Annotated in this window: 17 protein-coding genes, 1 tRNA gene and 2 pseudogenes; 5 read left to right on the top strand and 15 right to left on the bottom strand. The window is 59.7% G+C overall.

The window, feature by feature from the left end; genetic code table 11:
- Positions 1 to 640: 640 nt before the first annotated feature.
- From D3227_RS42810 to D3227_RS21790, 3 genes and pseudogenes are all read right to left on the bottom strand, one after another.
- Positions 641 to 1,651, bottom strand: coding sequence for a WD40 repeat domain-containing protein (locus D3227_RS42810; RefSeq protein ID WP_245451827.1), 1,011 nt, complete (start codon positions 1,649 to 1,651; stop codon positions 641 to 643).
- A gap of 45 nt (positions 1,652 to 1,696) precedes the next feature.
- Positions 1,697 to 1,762, bottom strand: a pseudogene (locus D3227_RS44350) (hypothetical protein); the annotation flags it as partial.
- Positions 1,759 to 5,436: an nSTAND1 domain-containing NTPase gene (locus D3227_RS21790; RefSeq protein WP_245451826.1), complete on the bottom strand. Its 3,678-nt coding sequence runs from the start codon at positions 5,434 to 5,436 to the stop codon at positions 1,759 to 1,761. The gene D3227_RS21790 and the pseudogene D3227_RS44350, both read right to left, overlap by 4 nt.
- Before the next feature lie 181 nt (positions 5,437 to 5,617).
- Here D3227_RS21790 and D3227_RS21780 point away from each other — a divergent pair, with 181 nt between their 5' ends.
- Complete coding sequence (locus D3227_RS21780; RefSeq protein WP_245451825.1) at positions 5,618 to 6,478, top strand: DUF1194 domain-containing protein; 861 nt, start codon at positions 5,618 to 5,620, stop codon at positions 6,476 to 6,478.
- Between the two features lie 407 nt (positions 6,479 to 6,885).
- Here D3227_RS21780 and D3227_RS21775 read toward each other — a convergent pair whose 3' ends face one another.
- The 7 genes and pseudogenes from D3227_RS21775 to D3227_RS21745 form a co-directional block, all read right to left on the bottom strand.
- Positions 6,886 to 8,220: an NAD(P)/FAD-dependent oxidoreductase gene (locus tag D3227_RS21775; protein ID WP_120016405.1), complete on the bottom strand. Its 1,335-nt coding sequence runs from the start codon at positions 8,218 to 8,220 to the stop codon at positions 6,886 to 6,888.
- A 39-nt stretch (positions 8,221 to 8,259) separates the two neighbouring features.
- Positions 8,260 to 8,613: a cupin domain-containing protein gene (locus D3227_RS21770; protein WP_120016359.1), complete on the bottom strand. Its 354-nt coding sequence runs from the start codon at positions 8,611 to 8,613 to the stop codon at positions 8,260 to 8,262.
- Positions 8,614 to 8,623: 10 nt separating this feature from the next.
- Positions 8,624 to 9,316, bottom strand: coding sequence for an ABC transporter permease (locus D3227_RS21765; RefSeq protein WP_120016358.1), 693 nt, complete (start codon positions 9,314 to 9,316; stop codon positions 8,624 to 8,626).
- 1 nt (position 9,317) lies between these two features.
- Entirely contained in the window at positions 9,318 to 10,031 is a 714-nt protein-coding gene (locus tag D3227_RS21760; RefSeq protein WP_120016404.1) for an ABC transporter permease, read from the bottom strand.
- A gap of 58 nt (positions 10,032 to 10,089) precedes the next feature.
- Positions 10,090 to 10,908, bottom strand: a complete 819-nt coding sequence (locus tag D3227_RS21755; RefSeq protein ID WP_120016357.1) for a transporter substrate-binding domain-containing protein — start codon at positions 10,906 to 10,908, stop codon at positions 10,090 to 10,092.
- Positions 10,909 to 10,947: 39 nt separating this feature from the next.
- Complete coding sequence (locus D3227_RS21750; RefSeq protein WP_120016403.1) at positions 10,948 to 11,724, bottom strand: amino acid ABC transporter ATP-binding protein; 777 nt, start codon at positions 11,722 to 11,724, stop codon at positions 10,948 to 10,950.
- Between the two features lie 56 nt (positions 11,725 to 11,780).
- Positions 11,781 to 11,957, bottom strand: a pseudogene (locus tag D3227_RS21745) (aspartate aminotransferase family protein); the annotation flags it as partial.
- A gap of 201 nt (positions 11,958 to 12,158) precedes the next feature.
- Between D3227_RS21745 and D3227_RS21740 the strand changes: the two are divergent.
- Positions 12,159 to 12,638: an Lrp/AsnC family transcriptional regulator gene (locus tag D3227_RS21740; protein WP_120016356.1), complete on the top strand. Its 480-nt coding sequence runs from the start codon at positions 12,159 to 12,161 to the stop codon at positions 12,636 to 12,638.
- A 138-nt stretch (positions 12,639 to 12,776) separates the two neighbouring features.
- Positions 12,777 to 12,899 (top strand): hypothetical protein, encoded by a 123-nt coding sequence (locus tag D3227_RS43805; RefSeq protein ID WP_281034931.1) that lies wholly within the window; start codon positions 12,777 to 12,779, stop codon positions 12,897 to 12,899.
- A 30-nt stretch (positions 12,900 to 12,929) separates the two neighbouring features.
- On the opposite strand, the gene D3227_RS21730 is transcribed toward D3227_RS43805, so the two are convergent.
- Positions 12,930 to 13,820, bottom strand: coding sequence for an FHA domain-containing protein (locus tag D3227_RS21730; protein ID WP_120016354.1), 891 nt, complete (start codon positions 13,818 to 13,820; stop codon positions 12,930 to 12,932).
- Positions 13,821 to 13,959: 139 nt separating this feature from the next.
- Here D3227_RS21730 and D3227_RS41185 point away from each other — a divergent pair, with 139 nt between their 5' ends.
- Positions 13,960 to 14,439, top strand: a complete 480-nt coding sequence (locus tag D3227_RS41185; RefSeq protein ID WP_147377652.1) for a cytochrome C — start codon at positions 13,960 to 13,962, stop codon at positions 14,437 to 14,439.
- A gap of 559 nt (positions 14,440 to 14,998) precedes the next feature.
- On the opposite strand, the gene D3227_RS21720 is transcribed toward D3227_RS41185, so the two are convergent.
- From D3227_RS21720 to D3227_RS21705, 4 genes are all read right to left on the bottom strand, one after another.
- Positions 14,999 to 15,631 (bottom strand): ankyrin repeat domain-containing protein, encoded by a 633-nt coding sequence (locus D3227_RS21720; RefSeq protein WP_245451824.1) that lies wholly within the window; start codon positions 15,629 to 15,631, stop codon positions 14,999 to 15,001.
- A gap of 1,088 nt (positions 15,632 to 16,719) precedes the next feature.
- On the bottom strand, positions 16,720 to 17,142 hold the full coding sequence (locus D3227_RS21715) for a hypothetical protein (RefSeq protein WP_120016353.1): 423 nt from the start codon (positions 17,140 to 17,142) through the stop codon (positions 16,720 to 16,722).
- Between the two features lie 256 nt (positions 17,143 to 17,398).
- A complete protein-coding gene (locus tag D3227_RS21710; RefSeq protein ID WP_147377651.1) occupies positions 17,399 to 17,716 on the bottom strand; it encodes a hypothetical protein in 318 nt (105 codons plus the stop codon).
- 93 nt (positions 17,717 to 17,809) lie between these two features.
- Positions 17,810 to 17,894: transfer RNA gene (locus D3227_RS21705), tRNA-Leu, on the bottom strand.
- A gap of 753 nt (positions 17,895 to 18,647) precedes the next feature.
- Here D3227_RS21705 and pstS point away from each other — a divergent pair.
- Positions 18,648 to 19,535 (top strand): phosphate ABC transporter substrate-binding protein PstS, encoded by an 888-nt coding sequence (pstS, locus tag D3227_RS21700; protein ID WP_245451823.1) that lies wholly within the window; start codon positions 18,648 to 18,650, stop codon positions 19,533 to 19,535.
- Positions 19,536 to 19,544 lie beyond the last annotated feature (9 nt).

The raw sequence follows: 19,544 nt of genomic DNA, 5'->3' as shown, positions 1-19,544 counted from the left end.
CCTGCGACGGCACGGCGGTGGCAGGATGGCTGGTCAACGCCGGCCACGCAATGGACTTGGCCGCAGCATTCGGGCGGCGCCTACGCGGGCCACCAGGACGAAGCTCGGCTGGCCAAGCGCGGGATCTGGCAAGGCGAGTTTCAGCTTCTTTGGGAATGGCGTGTTGCACAGCAGGCGCCTAAGCCTGAAACCACGAATAACTCCGGCTCATACGACATCAAGGGCAGCATCAGCAACAAGGGCGTTCGCATCTACCCACCTCCCCGGCCAGCGTTTCTATGACGAGACAGTGATCAGTCCTGCCAAGGTTGCGCGAATGTTCTGTTCAGAAGATGAGGCGCGCGCGGATGGTTGGCGCCGGTCGAAAAGGTGACTATAGCTGCAACTTCGTTGGACTTTGTATAGTCCGAGCCGCTGCAGGTCGATGTCCAGCTTTCACGCGTAGCTGGTTCTGTCGACGTCCAGATGGGAAGCCGTTCGCGCATCCACATCCGCTTTGCGCAACGAAGACTTCCAATGCCGTCAGCGACGAGGTCTGCTTTCAGGAGCCGACGGTGCAGACCTGAACGACCGACATGAGCGCTAAGTTGCCCGTTGCAGCGGCCGGCTCAAGCGGCAAAATCTGACCCCGTTGCCCACATCAACCCGGACAAGTACCAGTTGCAGGGTCTTCAGGAAGGAAGAAGCTTCGCCGCTCGCAAGAGGTGAGTTCGCGAGGCACGGTGCGCCGGGCGAAGTCAATGAGGTCGTTGGGTGTCTGGAAGACGCGAACGATACGGACCCTTTCTTCGCCGGAAACAATTGCGACCTGGGTCCCGTCGGAACTGAAAGCTACGCGTGTAAGGCCCGGTCGAACGGCCGCTTCGTCCTGGCTGGCAAGGACGGCAATCTCGCGCCCCGATTGCGTCGCCCATAGCCGGACCGTGCGATCTTCGGACGACGCGGTCACGACATACAAACCACTGGGACTGAACTGGGCGCTGTCCACCGCGCCGCCGTGGCCCCTAAGAACGGCCCTTTCCCGTCCGCCAGAGACGCTCCAGATCCGGGCGGTTCCGTCGCGTGAGGCAGTCAGCAGCGACCGACCGTCGGGGCTGAAGGCGACCACCGTCACCTCGTCGGTATGTCCCTCTAGCGTTACGACGTTTGCTCCGTCCGTGGTCGACCAAATTCGGGCCGTGTGGTCGCGCGAGCCAGTGGCGACCAGCCGACCGTCCGGGTTGAAGGCCGCTGCCGTGATGCGATCCTGATGCCCCAGAAGAGCCTTAAGCTCAGCCCCGCCCGCCTTCAGGAGGTGGCCCGCATTGTCTTCCCTGGCCGCGAGGATCAGACGTCCGTCAGGGCTAAGAATGGCCTGCGGCAGCTTGCTGCTTGTATTGATCGCGGCCAGCTCGGTACCGGTAGCCGCGTCCCACAGCTGCGCGGTACCGTTGATCGATGCGGAAACCAGCGATTTGCCATCGCGATCAAACTGGATCTGGATCAGTCCGCCATGCGATCGGAATTGGGCGATCTCTAATCCCCTGGCAACCTCCCAAATTCGGACCTGGCCCCCAAGAGATGCCGTTGCGACGCGCCTTCCATCGGGACTGAACGTCGCGCGTTGAACGATCTCATGGGTATCGAGCCGGATTATCTCGCGCCCGCTCACAACATCCCACAGATGCGCCGCGCTGTCGCCGCCACCGGTCAGCAGGTGGACATTGTCGGGACTGAAGACCGCGAAAGTCGGCCTATACTCATGAGAGAGCGTGGCCGTCAGGGCGCCGTCGACATCCCACAGCCGAGCGAAGCAGTGAGAAGAATGTTGCTGTCAACCGGGCTGAATTCCAGATGCTCGACCAAAGATTCATGACCGGCGAGCGTCGTAACCAACGAGGCGCGTTCAACGTCCCAGATCCGGATCGGCCCATTGACTGAAGCGGTCGCCAGGAAACGGTCGTCCGGGGTGAAAGCACCGTTCATCTCCTCGTCGCGTTCATCCGCACCCATATCAGCCAGCTTCAAACCCGAAACCTCCTGGCCGAGCAGGTCATGCAGCGTTCCTAACGCTCCATCCCAAATCCGGGCAGCGCCATCGAGTGATACCGTGGCGATTCGCAGACCCCCGTGACTGAAAATCACGCCATTCAATTGCGTGTCGCTCTTGTGGCCGGCCAACTTTGCGATCTCGGTTCCTTTCGACACATCGTAGAGGCTGGAAGTACCGCCGCCGTATGAAAGCGGTGCCCCAGCCAGCAGCCGGCTTCCGTCCGGGCTAAATGCCAGGCTGTAGGGCAAGCAGTTCAGCCGGATTGACCGCGTCAGTGCGCCATCTGCGGTATTCCAGATCGAGACAAAGTGCTTGCGTGCCGTCGCGAAGCTGCGACCGTCCGAACTGAAGTCAGCCCGCGCATATCCGTCGCTGCTTACACTCAGGACTTTCGTTCCTGTCCGAGCGTCCCAGAGCGCTGCATCGCTGTTCTCCCCCGCCGTCAGCACCTGGTTGCCATCCGGGCTGAAGATTGCCGTTGGATAATTACCTACCGGCTGCAGGATGAAGAGCTGTTCTCCCGAGGTGGCGTTCCAGAGGCGTGCAGTCCCGTCTCTCGCGGCCGTCAGGATACGGCTCCCGTCTGGGCTGAATTCAGCCCTCTCCACGGCCCCTTCATGACCTTTTAGAACTGCAGTTTCGGCACCGCTGGAGATGTCCCAGACGCCTGCAGTTTTATCGTAGGATGCAGTGACGATGTGATCTCCGTTCGGATTGAACGCCGCATCGGCAACGCCGGCGCCATGCCGGAAGACTTTGATCTGGTGGTGCGCCAACAGAGCCTTGTAGAGGGCTGCCTCCGCTTCAAAGAGATATGGCCGCTCTGACTGGTCTTTCGAGGTCAGTGCTTCGAGCGCCAAGAGGGTCGCAGCCTCGGTGTTACCTGTCGCCGTGGACTGCTGCGAAAGCAACGAGAGCGAAAGAGACTGGTTGCGCAGCGCCTGGTCGCGTTGCCACCTTGCTTCCTGCTGCGCCCTGAAGGCGACCAGTGCACCTGCGCCCGCCATGAGAGCGAGCATTATCGCCACAATCGCGGCATTGCGCGTACGTCGGGCAAGCCGGGTTGCCGCGGCTGCCGCGAGGCTCCGGCGCTCGGCCTCGCGCTCCAGGCGCTCGCGTTTTGCCTCTTCGGCGGCCTCGATCAGCGCCAGCTCTGCCTGCCGCTCCTTCTTCTCTTTCTGCTGATGGGCACGCAAGGACGCCTCGATGTATTCAAGGACGTCATCGTCGACCTCCTCCCGTCTTGACAGCAGCAGTTCTTCGCCCTCCGCGAGACGTTTGCCGGACGGAAGAAGAAGCTCTCGATTCCTGCTCTCCAGGTGCCATCTGTGAGCGTCGGCCCCGAGGCGGTAGCGCGTCTCGAGGAAGTTCCGGTTTGCATTCACAATGTCACCGGCGCGCGGCCAACGGCTCAACAGTGCTTCATGTGCAACGCGGACGAAGACATGCCCTCCGGCGTCCTCATCGCTGACGAGGAGCCGTGCGTCGATCAGGGCCCTGACGAGGGCCGATCGCGCGGGAGTGCCTGCAACTTCAGTGAGCAGGGCTGGGCGTGCCGTCACCGTTTCATCGCCCGGACTTGCCGTGGTGAGTGCGCGCAGCACCGCGGGTAAGGCCTCCTGGATCTCAGGCGCGAGCAAGTCTACGACTTCATCGGCGCGGCGCGCGATTGCGCCTTCGAGACCGCCGAGCGCGCGATAGTGCGCAAAGGTGAGAACTCGGCGCTCGCGGCCGGCCTCGTACAACGCGTCGAGCACAAACTCGAGAAGCGGCAATGATCCGGGATCGGCAGCTGCTGCCTCCTGCAGCACATCATCGAGCCGCCCCAATTCGGCACTCTCCTCGAAGCGGAGCGCGGCAACGCCCGCCGGTTCGCGGATGATCTGCGCGATCTCTGGGCCAGTCGGCGGTAGGAGTTCGTAGCTGGCGAGGCCGTCCTTGAGCGCCGAGAAACCCGGGACCTCACCACAGCGGTGAAAAAAGTCCGAACGGATCGCCGCGATCACCCAGACCAGTCCGCTCCCGGCTAGCACCGCCATGAGCCGCACAAGGGCCTCGCGCGTCGCCGGCTGCTTCTCTGTCGTGAATAGCTCCTCCAGCTGATCGATGGCGACAAGCAATCTGATCTGCGAGCGGGCCGACCCGGCGGCCTTGCCAAGTGCCTGTCGGACCATCGCCAGCGCCCGATCCGGCGCGCTCCTGCAGAGCAGAGCAAACTCCGCAGCTGTCACTTCGCAGGACAGCTCCGGCACACCAGCTTCGCTAAGCAGTGCCGCAGCCAGCACAGCGAATGCATCCGGTCCTTCGGAGAGGCGGATCAGGCAGCGGCGCCACAAGGATATGCCCGCCACGGCTCCAGGCCGGGTCAATGACGGCAGCAGGCCAGCGCGCAGGAGGGAAGACTTGCCGCAACCGCTCATTCCGTAGATGAGCAGGAATGCCGTACTGCTGGCTGCCTGCTGCTCCAGTCTCGCAGTGCAGGCAGCAATCGCCCGCGCTCGGCCGAAGAAGAGGTCGGCATCTTCGAATTCGAAGACATCGAGACCGCGAAATGGCGACCTGACCGGTTCCTCCGAAGCAAGGTTTACGCGGTAGATGCGCAAGGCGCGTGCGAGGTTCTTCAGCTTGTACTCACCGAGATCGGCGAATTCCAGCGAGAGTCGGTCTTGAGCCTGGCCGTGGACCGCTTCCGTGACGCAAATCCCGCCCGGTCGGGACAACGTTTGCAGATGAGTGGCGACCTCGACGGCCTCGCCCGCGAGGTGGTCGCCCTCGGTGACGACATAACCCATGTGCACGCCTATGCGGAAGCGCAGGCGCTTTGTCTCGGGAACTTCGCAGTTCCGCCTATCGACGTCATGCTGGATCTCGCTCGCACATTGCATCGCCTCGACAGGGCCGGTGAACTCGGCGACCACGCTCTCTTCGGCGCTCCAGAACACGGGACCCGCATGTTGAACCAGCAGCCGATCGATGATCTGCCTGTACGCCCGGAAAGTTGCAGCAGAGATCCGCTCATCCTTGCCTGTCGGCCGGCCCTCAGCGGCCACTTCGGCGGCCAGGATGGTGGCCATTCTCGGTCCGGCATTTGAGGGAAGGACCAGCCTGTAACCGCGCCTCGGCACTGTCTGCACGACGGCCTGCCGACTGTCGTTGAGCGCCGCACGGATCTCGTGAATGCATTGCACCAGGCTGTCATCGGTCACGGCTATCCCGTTCCAGACCGCCTTCATCAGGTCGTCCTTGGTGATGACGCGATCAGCGTTTTCCAGAAGGTGACGAAGCACCGCGAAGGTTTGGTGGCGAAGTGCGATTGTCCTGTTGGACTTGTCGCGCAAGGTCTCGCTGCTCAGATCGGCGGTAACGCCGTTGAGTACGAACGTCGTGGGCGGCGAGCTATCCAAGCCGGTTCCCTCAAGCACGAAGCCGCAGTCCAATTCTTCGATCTTAGCACGGTTTCGGGCTGCGAAGAGTCATCACCATCCAGACCGGCGGGGAGCGCAGATTTCGGCGAATGATCGGAAGCCGTTCGTGACCCAGGAGACGCCTCGGACCGACAATTGCATTGTCAGCGAGAGGCTCGCCATGGACTACTTGGTCCAGATTGCTCGATGTGCGGGTGCAAGACCGGCGCTACGGCTCACGGGCGTCTGCGTGCTCACTCTGTTCTTCGCGATGGCGTCACAGGCTCACTCGACCGACCGTCCCGCGGACGACCTGGCCGAAGTCGATCTGCAATTGATCCTTGCCGTGGACGTCTCGCCCTCGATGAGCAAAGTTGAGCAAAGAGTGCAACGCGACGGCTACGTCGGTGCCTTCCGCCACGCGGACATCGCGAGGGCAATCAAGTCGGGAGAGCGGGGCAGAATCGCAGTGCTTTATCTGGAGTGGGCAGGGCCACGTCAGCAAACAGTCATTATGCCGTGGACAATTGTCGAAAGCCTCGACGACGCTTTGACTTTGGCAGACAGGCTCGCGGCGCTGCCGTTGACTGAAGGCCGCGGAACGTCGATTTCCGGCGCCTTGTCGGCCGCGAATGATCTGTTCGCGAAGAGTGGCTTGCGCAGCCCGCGCAGGGTTATCGACGTATCGGGCGACGGACCCAACAATGCCGGAGCGCTCCTTGACCCCATCCGGCAGGTTCTTCTCGCGGAAGGTGTGACGATCAACGGGCTGCCTATTGCACTGCCCCGCTTTGGCGGGACCGACGGGTTTGCGATGTACGACCCTTCCAACCTGCAATCCTATTTCGAACGCTGCGTCATTGGCGGACCAGACGCATTTGCAATCGGTGTCACCGAGGTCCCCATGTTCGCCACCGCGGTCCGTCGAAAGCTGGTGCGTGAAATCTCCATGAACATGGGTCAGGTGATCTACGCCGCCTACACTGCGCGTTCAGACCGCACGGTCGATTGCAACGTGATCGGTCAGTTGCCGGGTCGGTAACGATAGGCGATGGGGTGACGGCGATGTAGAGGGCGGGCAGCAACGGAATTCCTTTCGCGCACCGCTGCCTACAGTCAAATTGACTCTGCTTGCGGACCCCAAGGCCAGCCATTACCCTCAGCAACGGTGAACGCAGTCGAAGGTCGAGACGAGAGGTTAGCGCTTGTCCCCGCGTAGGTCTGGAAATGGCGTGACCACGACCTCCACAATGATCCCCCGCGATGTCTGCTTCCGGGCACCAGCAAGATCTGTCGATATGACCGAGATGCGGCGCGAAGCCGCCCTTCATACCGCAGGCGTTGTAGGTCGTCATCGGCGCTCAATGTTAGTTCGAATAACCCGGCTTGTGTCGAAATCAGGCCTTGGCGAAAATCCCCCCGCTCGTGCGATCACAGGGGAAAGAAAGGTCAAGTCCGCCCTTGCCTTCCATTCCGTCGGAACATGGCGCGTTTGTCCTTCCACTCGTAGAGTGAATAGACGATCGGGATGAACCAAGGCCTGCCCCGGTAAAAGGGCACTGCCTTCGGCCCTGGATCGAAGTCGAAGGCCGATCGGGCTTTCTCCGTCTCGCCAAGAAGTTTGAAGGCTGCCTTCTTGCCGAGCCAGCGCGCCCAAACCACGCCAGAGCCGCAGAAGCCGGTGGCGTAAACCGTGTCTCCCAAAGTAAACATGCGTGGAATCATGTCTCGGTTCATCGCAACCTGGCCGAACCAGCTATGTGTAAGACCAATATCCGCCAGTTCGGGGAATATGCGGCCAAGTTCGGAGCGCAGGTGTGTGGTGGGGGCAAGCGGGTCGCCTTCCGTCGTGCCGTCGCGGCCGCCAAACAGAATGCGCGAGCCGTCTGGCGATGGACGGTAGTAGTAGCTGAGCTGCCTCGTGTCGCCGTACATCATCCGCTTCGGCATCAGGCGCTCCATAACGCCGTCACCCAGGGGCTCAGTGGCGACGATGCGGCTTCGCACCGGCACGAGTCGACGGCGAAGCCAGGGATCGAAGCCATCAGTATAGGCATTGGTGCATACCAGCACCTTCTTCGCAAGCACCTCGCCGCGCGAGGTGGCCACGCGCACGCCACCCACCTCCGCACTCGTCCCTAGAACCGCGGTGTTCTCATGGATGACCGCATCTGTCGCCTGGGCGACTCGCAGTATGCCGGAAAGCAGCTTGGCGGGGTGAAGCCCACCAATATCCTTGCGCACGAAGCCACCAGCGTAGAAGTCAGTTCCGATGTAACGCGAAACTTCCGCGCGGGCGACTGAAAACGCCTCAATTCCGAGATAACGTTGCAACAGCTCGGCGTAGCGGCTCAATTCGTCACATTCGTGACGATTTAACGCTCCATCAAAAAGGCCAGATAGGAAAAAGTCACAGTCCACCTTCTCCTCTTCAAGAAAGCTCCAAAGATCCTCTCGCGCAGCCTTTCCCTCCATCAAGATGCCGTTGGCGCGAGCTTCTCCAAACCTCCTGATCAATTGTTTGCGGCTCGGCCTTATGCTGCCGCTCGCCATGCCGCCGTTGCGGCTGGATGCGGCTTGTCCTATCGGTAGCCGGTCGAAAAGCTGAACGCTGCGCCCGGCCCTCGCAAGCTCAATGGCTGCGGATAGGCCCGCATAGCCACCCCCGACGATGGCGACGTCGCATCGAGGGACCACCGGTCGCACCGGCAAGGGAGAAAACGCGCAGTCGTCCCACCAATATGGCACGGATTTGAATTGGCGCGCGGTATCTTCGATACTCATGGTGTGCATCTTGGTTCAATCAGCTCGGACGTATTCCGCTCAATCGCGGGAGACCCAGAGCTTTCGCGTCGTTTCGATCACCCGCCAGACCCCCGTGAATCCGGGATGCATGACGAAGGCATCGCCCGCTACGACTCGACGGGGCTCGAATCCGTCCTCAATGAGTTCCGAAACCCCCGAAACGATGTAGCAGAATTCGAAGGTCTCGCCCTTGACGGAACGATAGGCGCCAGGCGTGACTTCCCATACTCCGGCCTGCACCTGGCCATCGGCAGTTTGTGCGATATCCCAAGTCAGAAAACGGGGATCGCCGTCCACACGTCGTTCCGGCAGGGGTACCCCTCTCCTGGGTTCGGGGAGATTTTTCTGGTCGACAAAGGTAAGCTTTGACATGGGTACCCTTTCAGCGTGCGGAACGCGGCTCGAAAGACAGGCGTCTTTCGATGACATTCAGAGCAGTCAGACAGACGACGTTGATCACGAGATAAAAGACAGCGGTGATGACGAAGATCTCCATGATGGCGAATGTCTCGCTCATCAGCCGTTTGGCATGGCCGGTGATTTCAAGCACCGTTATGGTGGAGGCTAGGCTCGATTCCTTGACGATAACGGCAACCTCAGTGCTGTAGGAAGGCAAGGCCTGCCGCAGCGCCAGGGGGAACTTGATACGCTGGAAGATCACCCACGGGGACATGCCGCAAGCCTCCCCCGCCTCGATAAGCCCACGCGACAGCGAGAGGAGAGCAGTGCGGAAAATTTCCGCCGTATAGGCACCCGTGTTGAGAATGACGGCGAGGACGGCTGCATGCAGACTGTCGCCGATCAACCACCAGAGGATCGCGTTATGGCGTATGAATCCAATCTGAGCGAGGCCGTAGTAAATGACGAAGATCTGCACGAGCATCGGGGTGCCCCTGAACACCGCGCAATAGAAATCGGCGCATCTCCGGATCATGACGACTTTAGATGTGCGGGCTATTGCCACAAGAATGCCGAACGGTAATCCGAGGCCGACCCCAAGAAGTGCAATCAGCAGGGTTGTCTTCGCGCCGATGAGGAGAAATGGAACCGCATACGTGATGATGCTCAAATCCATTTTACCCCCTGCTGAAGCCACGATTGAAGTATTTTTCAGCGCGGTTGAACAGAATTTGACTCACGGCGGTCATGCCAAAGAACATAGCTGCCGCCAGGCAATAGAACAGAAGCGGTGAACGCGTGATGCCTGCGGCGATCGCTGCTGTGCGCATCAATTCCTGCATGCCGACGACGGATACGAGCGACGTATCCTTGATCGTCATCTGCCATACGTTATTGATCCCCCCCAACGCCAACCTGAGGGCGAGCGGCAGCGTCACCCGAAAAAAGGTCAAGCGTGGCGTCAACGAAAGCGATCGTGCCGCTTCCAGCAGACCAAGGGGAACGGCCTGCAGTGCGCCTCGTATGACTTCTACCGAGTACGCGCATGAGATGGCGGCGATTGCGATGATGCCGACAATGAATGGATAGGCGTTTTCGGCGCTGTCCGCATAGCCGAATGCGGAGGCAACTTTCTGCACCCAATCGACCGAGCCGAAAAACAGGAGATAGATGACCAGCAGTCCCGGAACGCCGCGAATGACGATGCTGTAGGCATCGACAAGCTGAGACAGGACAGGCAGTCGGCGCCAACGAAGAATGGCAAGCGGTATTGCCGCCGCCAGCCCTATAACCACGCCAAGAACACCAATCAGGATCGTAACGCCGGCGCCGCGCAGCAGTGCAAGGGTCCAGCCCTTCTCCACCATCAGCACCCAGATATCGTAGAACATGAAAAACATCCTGGGATCGTCGCGGCATTGCCGCGACGATCTGTTGACTGTCGAATGATCACTTCTTGCACGGGATGGTGTAGTCGTCCTTGAACCAGTTTTCCGAGGCCGCCTTTACCTTGCCGTTGTTGATCATGTCGCAGAGCGCAGCGTCCAGCTTGGCTTTGAGCTCGGTATTGCCCTTGCGCACGCCGACGCCCATACCATAACCTAGCGCTTCGTGATCGTCGGCCCCGGTGACCTTGACGTCGATGCGGGCAAAGTTGGCTCCGTCCGGGGAGCCGAGAAAGTCAACCCAGGTCGGGGAATCCCCAAAGGCGGCGTCGAGCCGGCCTGTTGCAAGATCGGAATTCTGCTGGGTAGTGGCGTCGTAGGTCTTCAAGTCTGCGGTCGGAATATGTTTCTTGATAAACTTTGCGTAGGTGGTGCCGTTCACTACACCTATGATCTTTCCTGCCAGCGCCTTTTCAATTTCCGGAAGGCTCTTCAGCCCCACGAGAGGAGAGTCCTTGGGAACCACAAAATACTGGGGCGTGGTTGCGTAAGGAATAGAGTAGTCGATCTTTTTCATTCTCTCGTCGGTGATGCCAAGACCCGAGATGATGATATCGAAGCGATCTTTGTCCATCGACGGAACCAGCGAACTGAACGTCTGAACCACGAATTTGCACTTAGCCTTAAGTTCGGCGCAGATGCCGTTGGCGATATCGGCGTCGAACCCCGTGACGTTGCCGTTGGCATCGGCCATGCTGAATTGCGGCGCATCGCCTTCGGTGCCGACGCGCAAAACGCCATCGTCGGCCCGTGCGAACCCTATTGCCGCCGTCAGGACAAGGCAGGATACGAAAACTGAGCGAAGTGTGTTCTTAGTGCGCATGCTATTTCCCCTTCTTGCTTTTTGGTTGATTGCCGCCAATCAGGCGGCGGTTGAGATAACGCTGGAAAGGAACCGATTCACCGCCTCGGAGGCGGGATTGCAAAACAGTTCTTCCGGCACGGCATCCTGCTCAACGGTACCTTTGTGCAGGAATATCATTCGGTTCGACACCTCTCGTGCGAACCTCATTTCATGCGTGACGAGGAGAATGGTCGCCCCCTCGCCGGCAAGCGTTCTGATGACCTTCAAGACCTCGCCGACCAGTTCGGGATCAAGCGCGGAGGTTGGTTCATCAAAAAGAATCAGTTTGGGCCGCATCGCTAGGACACGCGCGATTGCCACTCGCTGCTGCTGGCCGCCCGAAAGCTGGCCTGGATATCGGTGGCGAAAGTCGGCCATGCCCACCTTCGAGAGCGCGGAAAGCGCTGTTTCTTCCGCTTCCCGCTTGTCCTTCCGCAGAACGTAGATCAATGCTTCGGTTACATTCCCGAGCACGGTACGATGGGGCCACAAATTGAAGCTCTGAAACACCATGCCGATGCGGCGGCGAAAAACTCTGATGTTGGCCGCGTTGACGATTTCCGTTTCGTGACGTCCGTTCTGCACTGCGGAAATCGCATCGCCCATCACCTCGATCTCACCCGAGCTCGGGGTCTCCAGGAAATTAATGCATCGTAGAGCGGTGCTCTTTCCTGACCCGGACGAGCCAACGAGGGAAATGACTTCGCCCTGCCGCATCTGGAAGCTCACTCCATTGAGAACGCTGGTCGCGCCAAAGGCTTTGCGAAGTTCATGAACTTTCAGAACAGGGGACATTGTCGAGGCGTCTTCCATACTTGTCGTTTCCACCACTCCAACGTTGCTCCGCGCCTCTAGCCTTCGATCGTTTGCGCGACCTCGTTTACGGCCGCCTTGGAGATCGAGACCATCTCATCAATTTCGGATTCCGTCATAACAAGAGGCGGCGCATGTGGCATGGCGCGGGCAATAAGATTGCGGTTGCGCGCCGCCTGCGAGATCCGGTTCCCGACCTTCAGGGCCGGGTCGAATGCTGCGAGCGAAGTCCCGGGACATTGAATTGGGCGAGCGCTGGGTGCGCTTTCGTTGCAGTGTTTTGCCTTCCCCTCTTGACGATTGCGTTCATGAGTTAAGGCTATGTACATGTGACGAGCATGTTCGACTTATTCGGACGAAATTTCGGAGCATTTCTGCTTACTTTGGGCCCAAGCGAGGAAAATATGCGGAGATCCATGAAACTCGATCGGCTGGATTCCCGGTTGCTCGACATCCTGCAAACCCACAACCGCTCCAGCACAGAAGAGCTTGGCCAAATGGTGGGACTCTCGGCAACAGCCGTCCAGCGTCGTCTCAAGCGGCTTCGTGACGGAGGTGCAATCGAAGCCGACGTCTCGATCGTGAAACCTAAAATGGTCGGCCGGCCTGTTGCGATGCTAGTGCTGGTTTCGCTTGAGCGCGAACGGGCTGACATTGTCGACCGTTTCAAGCAATCGATCCGCCAGACGCCGGAAGTGATGAACGGATACTATGTAACAGGGGAATCGGATTTCGTCCTCATCGTGACATCCCGAAGCATGGAAGACTACGAGGCCTTCACGCGGAAATTCTTTTACGAGAATCCGGACATCAAGGGATTCAAGACGATGGTCATCATGGATCGTGTGAAGGTCGGATTCTCCATACCGATCAATTTCGACGATTTTTATATGTGATATCTTACGTCGGATTCCTACTAGGTGCCGATAGTACTACGCCGCCCAGCGATCGGCGCTGGGGAAGTCCAGCGGGCTCGGGCGCAAAACAGCAGCAAAGCCTGCGAGGAAGGCGGTCAGGCAGCCGGCCCGCAGGGCTTGATCGTTGCGATCCTGCCGGACGAGACGCCAGAGAAAAGGCTTAACGCGAACATTGGCGGCGTCAGCGAACCAGCGCTACGCGCAAGCAGAATTGCCGAAGAGATCGTCGCGGCCGCTTGAAGCCGGTCGCGGCTAACGAGTCCGTCCGGGTCAGTCTGAGACAATTTCGTAGCGAAGGACCTGGGCGTCGCCGAGGGACGACCTCAGTCCAGGCGAGATGACGCCGGAGCCAAAGAGGACAATATCCTCGCGGCGTACGAATACTTCATGGCCGGGTCCCATCGATACAAATGTGCCCGACGAGCTTCGTTCGACAAGCCGGGCCCTGCCATTCGAAATGGTAAAGGTCGCGTGGTGCCTTGAAACCCAGGGCCGCTCGACGACAATATTGCATTCCGGAGATCGGCCGAAGGTCACGAATTCGTTGTTTCGACAGGATCGCAACTGATCTCCATAGCGGATGACCAGTTTGACCAGCCGCGGCGGGAGGGAGCGCCTGCCGGTAATGGTGCCCCGGCCGGTGATCTGCGTACTGAGGGCCCCATCGTCGCTCCACAGGGTATAGACATCGAAGAGTTCTTGCTTCCCCTTCAAGGCCATTTTGTCGAGGAGCCGCAAGCCACTGCGGCTCCCCGCGGAAAGGGCTTCGCAGAAGCTCTGGCTGATCAGCACCTCCCCGGGGTTGGCCGTAGTGGACAACCTTGCGGTGACATTGACAACGTCACCGAAGACCTCGCCCCGTGCGCGAATGACCGCCCCGAAATGCAATCCTATACGGGCGCTCAACGGCCCTTCCGTCAGTTGGCGGCTGATTTGGCAGACGGCCCTCAGCGCCGCCTCCGGGCTCTCGAACAGGCTGAGTACGTCATCGCCTTTCGAATGAATGAAATCACCGCCGTGCCGGGCGACGATCTCGCGCATCGCGTCCAGGCAATCCGAGACCTGCTGCAGAGCGGCATCGTCGCCGATGCGCTCATAAAGGGGCGTGCTGCCCACGACATCAGCTAAGAGGACTGCGGCTAGAAGTCTTTCCTGATCCATTGATCTCGTATCCGCCCCGAGAACGCAGCGTATATAACACACCAAAGTGCCTTTAACCTATCCACTTGCGCGCCTTGACGCGGCCGTCGCCTTCGGACGTTGGCTCATATATGCTTAGCGGAACGCATGGGAGGGAAGGATGCGCGTCACAAGCCTGTTTTTCCTATTAGCCGGCCTCACGATGCCAATTGCAGCCTTCGCTCAAGGCGAAGTATCGGTCGAACGAGGGTTGCAGGTATCAATCATCGGCGGGTGTCATGATTGCCATACCGAAGGCTACAGCGAAACAGAAGGCAAGATTGATCCTGAAAAGGCTTTAATGGGCAGCTCGGTCGGTTGGCGCGGTCCCTGGGGCACGACCTATGCGACCAATCTTCGGAGAGATGCTGCGGTAATGAGCGAGCGTGGATTCGTAGGGATGCTGAAGCGCATTAGAACGTTTCCACCGATGCCTTGGTACAATCTTCGAGCGATGGAGGAGAGCGATACGCAATCGCTCTATCAATACATTAGATCGCTGGGCAAACCCGGGAAGCCGGCCCCCAGCCGCATTCACCCTGATAAGGAACCGACGACGCCATACGTTCAACTTGTGCCACCCCAAATGCCGAACAACTGACAGATATGCCCAGAGCTGAGCGAAGAACGGCGCCCGGCAAAAAGCGCAGCGTCAGATTCCAAACTGACCCACTACCCAACGGCAACGCTTGCCAACTACGCGACAGCCTTATGTCCAGGTGCATCAGACTGAAGGACCAGTGCGGTGGTTGGTCTAGCCGGTCCTGTGGGCGTAGCTAATGACCTTCTTTGTGTTCTTGCACATTGAGCAGACATCTTCTCGTCGGCTGAATCCGAATGCGCTAGCAAGCTCCCGCGTCTTGTGATTGGCGTGCTGGCGAATTGACAGTTTGCGACTATTCGCAATGCAGTCGTCGCAAACGGCGTGGGGCGCTGTCCCCTGGATGAACTCTCTCACGTTGTCCAAGACCGTCATGAGGCCTCCCATGGCTCCCACTAAAGAGCTGGCAAACAGCCGTAGAAGCAGCCCGTTCGGTCCTGACCACCGGGTGCCAGGCCTGCCGATACCTGAGGCTACAGCAACGGTCTAAGACCACGCAAGGATCACCAAAGGTGGATATTGAGCAAACTAGCCGACGCAGGCCCGAAAGATCGTCGACCTAGGGCAGCGGGATCGGCTTGTCACTGAGTGTGCGCATGTACGCGATCAGGTTGACCCGTTCGGTCTCGTCCGGAACACCAGGCGTCTCCATGTAGACGCCCGGCGTGGTGAGCATGGGCCCGAAGAGATATCTGTTCAGATCCTCGTACGTCCATACACCCTCCCAGCCGAGCAAAGCCTCGGAGTAACGCATTTTTGCCACAGACGCCTTGTCGCGGCCGACGACGCTCCACAAGTTGGGTCCCGCTTTGCTCCCTCCCTGTGGCGCGGCATTGTGGCAACCGGCACACACGCTGGTGAAGTAGGTTCGACCTTTCTCGACATCGGCAGTAGCCAACTTCATCGAAATCGGAGCAGGTGCTGGCAAAACGACGCCGTGCGACAAGAGATAGTCGGCAACTTCGCGTTGCCCCTTGAATTTTGCCAGATGGAGCGGTGTCTTGCCGTCCTTTGTCTTCGCATTCACGTCCGCGCCGGCCTCGACCAGTGCCTTCACGCAATCGAGGCAACCGGATACGACCGCGATGTGGAGGGCGTTTTCGCGGTTGCGGCGCGAATTTGGATTTGCGCCCCTAGCCGGGGTCCCAAAGCTGGATCGAACTGACGTCCAGACCGAACAATCTATCAGCAATCACAAGACTTTACGGGCTTCTCGCCCCCTGAGGTCCGATAGCCTCAATGTACCTCAACGGGTATCAGGCGCTGTACCTCGGGTCAAGCCACCCGCGCCTCGCCCACCATGACTCCCACCATTGGCGCCGTAGGGACTAGTCCCTTCCAGATGGTCGGCACCGCTGAGAGGATCAATTCGTCGAGATCGAACACTGAACTACTTGACCCGTTGCCTTGTCACGAACCTTTTTCGAAAACACGCGATGAAGGCCGATTGCGCGTGATTTAGCTTCACTGCTCGCAACGTAATCGGGAGTGCCGACATGCATTACCCAGCGAATGTCTCTGGGGACAGGTTTCCACGTAACTTTTGATCCATAGGCCGCTTTGCCCGGAGCTGTACTATCGAACCGGCAGTCGATCGCTGCGGGCATCATGCCTTTCTTAGCCATTGCGTCGTTAACCCCGTCAAAATTTGGCTTCGTAAGCCATCGATCCGCACGGCTAGTTGAAACTGTAGTGCACCCTGCCAGAGATATGCTCGATATCAAAAGCCCGATGGCGAATGCGCTGCCTACGGATGACCGCCGAGTGCCTTCCTGATTCTGTTTCATACCCGCCCCCTCAACTGAAAGTTGTTCAGGCTAGATGGGGGAGACGGCGCGAGACAAGGGAGCGCGCCTCTTCTTGGATGGATTGTTGTCAGGTCATCGGGGTCTCCCTTAGCGGGGCCTTCCCCTCACAGGCTCGCTGAGCGAACCCTCAAACGCCCTCCGGCGGTGGTCCCGCGCAGCGTTCTGAGGTGTTTGAAGGAAGGCCGGGCAGAGCTTTGAGCTTGGGGCCTAAATCTGCCCATCAAGCCATTCCCGCAGATCGCGGTCCTCGTGACCCTTAGCGGTAGGCGGGGGTGGCATCAATCTGACGCACCAAAAGACGATCAGCACCCCTGCCGCCCACGCGCCAGCAAACACATCTGCGATGATGTCAGTCACTTCAAACCCCTAAGCCCAACCCATATTTAGCTCGACCGAAATCGCTCCACAAGAGCAAATTCAGGTCGTTTCCGGAGTGGACTAATGGTGCCCCGCCTTGGAAGTCATGCTGTTGTCAGATGCCCAAATCCAGCCGCATCTTTGCAGCGGCCCGAGCATGGTCGATCAGTGCCTGCCAGTCGCCTTTGACGACCGCCCTGCGAAAGGCTGGCAACTCGGCTTCATCCATATGCTCTTGCCACTGCGCCATGGTCAGGCCCAGCGGAGAGAGGATGCTGCGTTCGATGTGCTTGGTGAAGCTCGCTTCGATGATCTGGACTTCAACATGCTGAACTCCGGCTGTCGCCGCGTCGATCTCGCCGCCTTCGATGTAGCTGTCGATCACCGCTTGCCTCGCATCCTCAGGATGAGCTGCCATCCAGTCATTCAGGACCTTGTCTGAGGCTGCGACCATTTCGTCGTATTCCTTCTGCTCCGCTTTCTCCCGGCGCTGGTCCTCATCAAGGTCCTGATCGTCATCATCCTGCTCAACCGCCACCTCCGGGGTTTCCCCCGAAGGCTGTTCTGGGACGATTGAGCTTAACGGAAAGACCCGTAGCCGTAGGGCGCAACTGCCCGCTCGACTGTATCTTGGGGATGGCTGTATGAAGCATCCGCACAAGCCGCGTGTCTTCAGCGCTCACCCTATCGGATGATCCGTCTCGGGGTCGCGCGGGTACTTAGCTGCGATGCCCTGGGCCACAACGCTACGCTCGATCCAGTCACGCGTCTCGTCGTCATCGTTGCCGCCCTCGTCATCGTCGGTCGGCGGCCGGTAGGGATTGAGCCCCAGCGCCTTCATCCGTTCGACGGTCTGTTGGGAACAACTTGCGCGCGGACTTGGGGCGACTGATGCCGCGCACCTCATCCCACGCCGCCGCCAGCATCTGCTCGACCACCTGACGGTATTTGACGAGCGCGTCACCCTTGGCATTCCCCAAGGCAATAGTGATTTCACCCTTCCCTAAGGTAGATCGAAGCTCAGGTTTGACGACGCGCCGGTAGCGATAGCTGGAACTGCCCAGCTTCTTGCTCTTGCGCTCTTGCCAGTGTTCCACGATCACGCTGCCCATTATGTTGGACCCCCTAATGTACCTCAACGATGTACCTCGGGGGACGTCTAAGCCCTTGAAAGCCTTGCAATTACTGGGCTTGTCAGCGGTCAATGGTGCCCCTAGCCGGGATCGAACCAGCACTCCTTGCGGAACTCGATTTTGAGTCGAGCGCGTCTACCAATTCCGCCATAGGGGCTCAGGCCGGGCGGCCTGGATGGGCGCGGACTATACGGTTGGAGGCCTGTTCGTCAACTGGCCAATTCTCGACTGCCGCACGCTGGCGCATGATCCGAGCCAGGTCCGGCTTTTGCCGCATTGACCTCCGGTTCGCAAAAATCCGTGAGATCTCCAAAGGCGTCCCGCTGATGGACACCAGCATGTCGAGGCGATGCGGTCTCCGGACGGCCCGGACAATTCTCCTGGCGAGCGGTCAATTCACCCCGATTGGAAAGGCGCCTGAAATATCCGGCCGCGCGGACCGCTGTCATCCAATCGTTAAGAAAAGTTAATAAGAAACAAGAGTGATCTTGTCTTCTTTGGCTGGCGATCTTTGTCGTGCCGGTCGCATGAATTGCTGACTCTTCCGCCGATATTCGCAGTTGCCTGTTTCGGAAATTCAAGCGGGATACAGAGATGTTTTCAGGAAGTCGCACAAATATTGCGTCACTCCGCCATGCGTGGTCGATGGTCACGGGGTTGGCAGGTGTCGTCGCTCTTGGTGTTTCCTTGGCCATCACAGCCGGTCCCGCGGCCCAGGCTGAGCCCATTCGTGGTGCGGGATCGACGCTGGCCGCACCGATCATCGCCAAATGGGCGAAGGCCTACAAGAATGCGCGCGCTGACGGCGGCGATTTCTTCACACTCGACTGGACTGTCGACTATGAGCCGGTCGGCTCGCTTGCCGGCCTTATGCGGCTCAAGCAACCCGAACTGGATTTCGCCGCCACCGATGTTCCGGTGCCGCCGGCCGATCTCGCCAGGAACGGCCAGAAACAATTCCCGATCGTCATGGGCGGCACCCGAACTGGATTTCGCCGCCACCGATGTTCCGGTGCCGCCGGCCGATCTCGCCAGGAACGGCCAGAAACAATTCCCGATCGTCATGGGCGGCATCGCGGTGGTCACGAATCTGGAAGGCTTGCCGGAAGGTGGCTTGCGCCTTTCCGGTCCGATCCTCGCCGACATCTATCTTGGAGCGATCAAGACCTGGTCCGATCCCGCCATCCAGGCGCTCAATCCCGGCATTGCCCTTCCTGACCTCGCCATCAGTGTCTTCCACCGACAAGACGGCTCGGGCTCGACCCATGTCTTCACAGAGTTCCTGTCGTCCGGCAGCGAAGCATGGAAGACCAGGTTCGGCGCCGACACGCTGATCGCATGGCCGCTTGGAACCGGAGCCGAAGGCACGCAGGCTCTCATTCGTGCCGTGGCCGCGACCAAGGGCGCGATCGCTTATGCCGAATACGGCCAGGCGCTTCGCGCCGGCCTGCCTGTCGCGGCGGTCGCCAACAGATCCGGCAATTTCGTCAGACCAGGTCCCGAGGGCGTGCAAGCGGCGGCCGCATCCGTCGCCTGGGGGGAAACGAGCGATTTCTTCGCCTCCCTGACGGATCGCGAGGGAGAGGCCGCCTATCCGATCAGTACGGCGGTGTTCGCGGTGGTCCAGGTTTCGGGGCGTTCGGAGCATCGCTACCGCCGCGTGCACGACCTTTTCAGGCTGGCCTTCGCCGAGCCCGGCGCCGGCGACGCCGCAGCACTCGGCTACGTGCCGCTGCCGAAAGCGCTCGTCGAGCAGGTCGAGCGGTACTGGGCCGGGCAGCCGCCTCTCGCAAACTGAGAACGAAAC

The sequence above is a fragment of the Mesorhizobium waimense genome (assembly GCF_003601975.1).
Taxonomy (GTDB): Bacteria; Pseudomonadota; Alphaproteobacteria; order Rhizobiales; family Rhizobiaceae; genus Mesorhizobium; species Mesorhizobium waimense.
This window is presented reverse-complemented; position numbering and strand designations above follow the sequence as displayed.

Coding starts and splice junctions, on each gene's coding strand:
- D3227_RS21750 (WP_120016403.1), bottom strand. CDS start 11,724: ATGTCCCCTGTTCTGAAAGTTCATGAACTTCGCAAAGCCTTTGGCGCG.
- D3227_RS21765 (WP_120016358.1), bottom strand. CDS start 9,316: ATGGATTTGAGCATCATCACGTATGCGGTTCCATTTCTCCTCATCGGC.
- D3227_RS21770 (WP_120016359.1), bottom strand. CDS start 8,613: ATGTCAAAGCTTACCTTTGTCGACCAGAAAAATCTCCCCGAACCCAGG.
- D3227_RS21755 (WP_120016357.1), bottom strand. CDS start 10,908: ATGCGCACTAAGAACACACTTCGCTCAGTTTTCGTATCCTGCCTTGTC.
- D3227_RS21710 (WP_147377651.1), bottom strand. CDS start 17,716: ATGGGCAGCGTGATCGTGGAACACTGGCAAGAGCGCAAGAGCAAGAAG.
- D3227_RS21775 (WP_120016405.1), bottom strand. CDS start 8,220: ATGAGTATCGAAGATACCGCGCGCCAATTCAAATCCGTGCCATATTGG.
- D3227_RS21740 (WP_120016356.1), top strand. CDS start 12,159: ATGAAACTCGATCGGCTGGATTCCCGGTTGCTCGACATCCTGCAAACC.
- D3227_RS21730 (WP_120016354.1), bottom strand. CDS start 13,820: ATGGATCAGGAAAGACTTCTAGCCGCAGTCCTCTTAGCTGATGTCGTG.
- D3227_RS21760 (WP_120016404.1), bottom strand. CDS start 10,031: ATGTTCTACGATATCTGGGTGCTGATGGTGGAGAAGGGCTGGACCCTT.
- D3227_RS41185 (WP_147377652.1), top strand. CDS start 13,960: ATGCGCGTCACAAGCCTGTTTTTCCTATTAGCCGGCCTCACGATGCCA.
- D3227_RS21780 (WP_245451825.1), top strand. CDS start 5,618: ATGGACTACTTGGTCCAGATTGCTCGATGTGCGGGTGCAAGACCGGCG.
- pstS (WP_245451823.1), top strand. CDS start 18,648: ATGTTCCGGTGCCGCCGGCCGATCTCGCCAGGAACGGCCAGAAACAAT.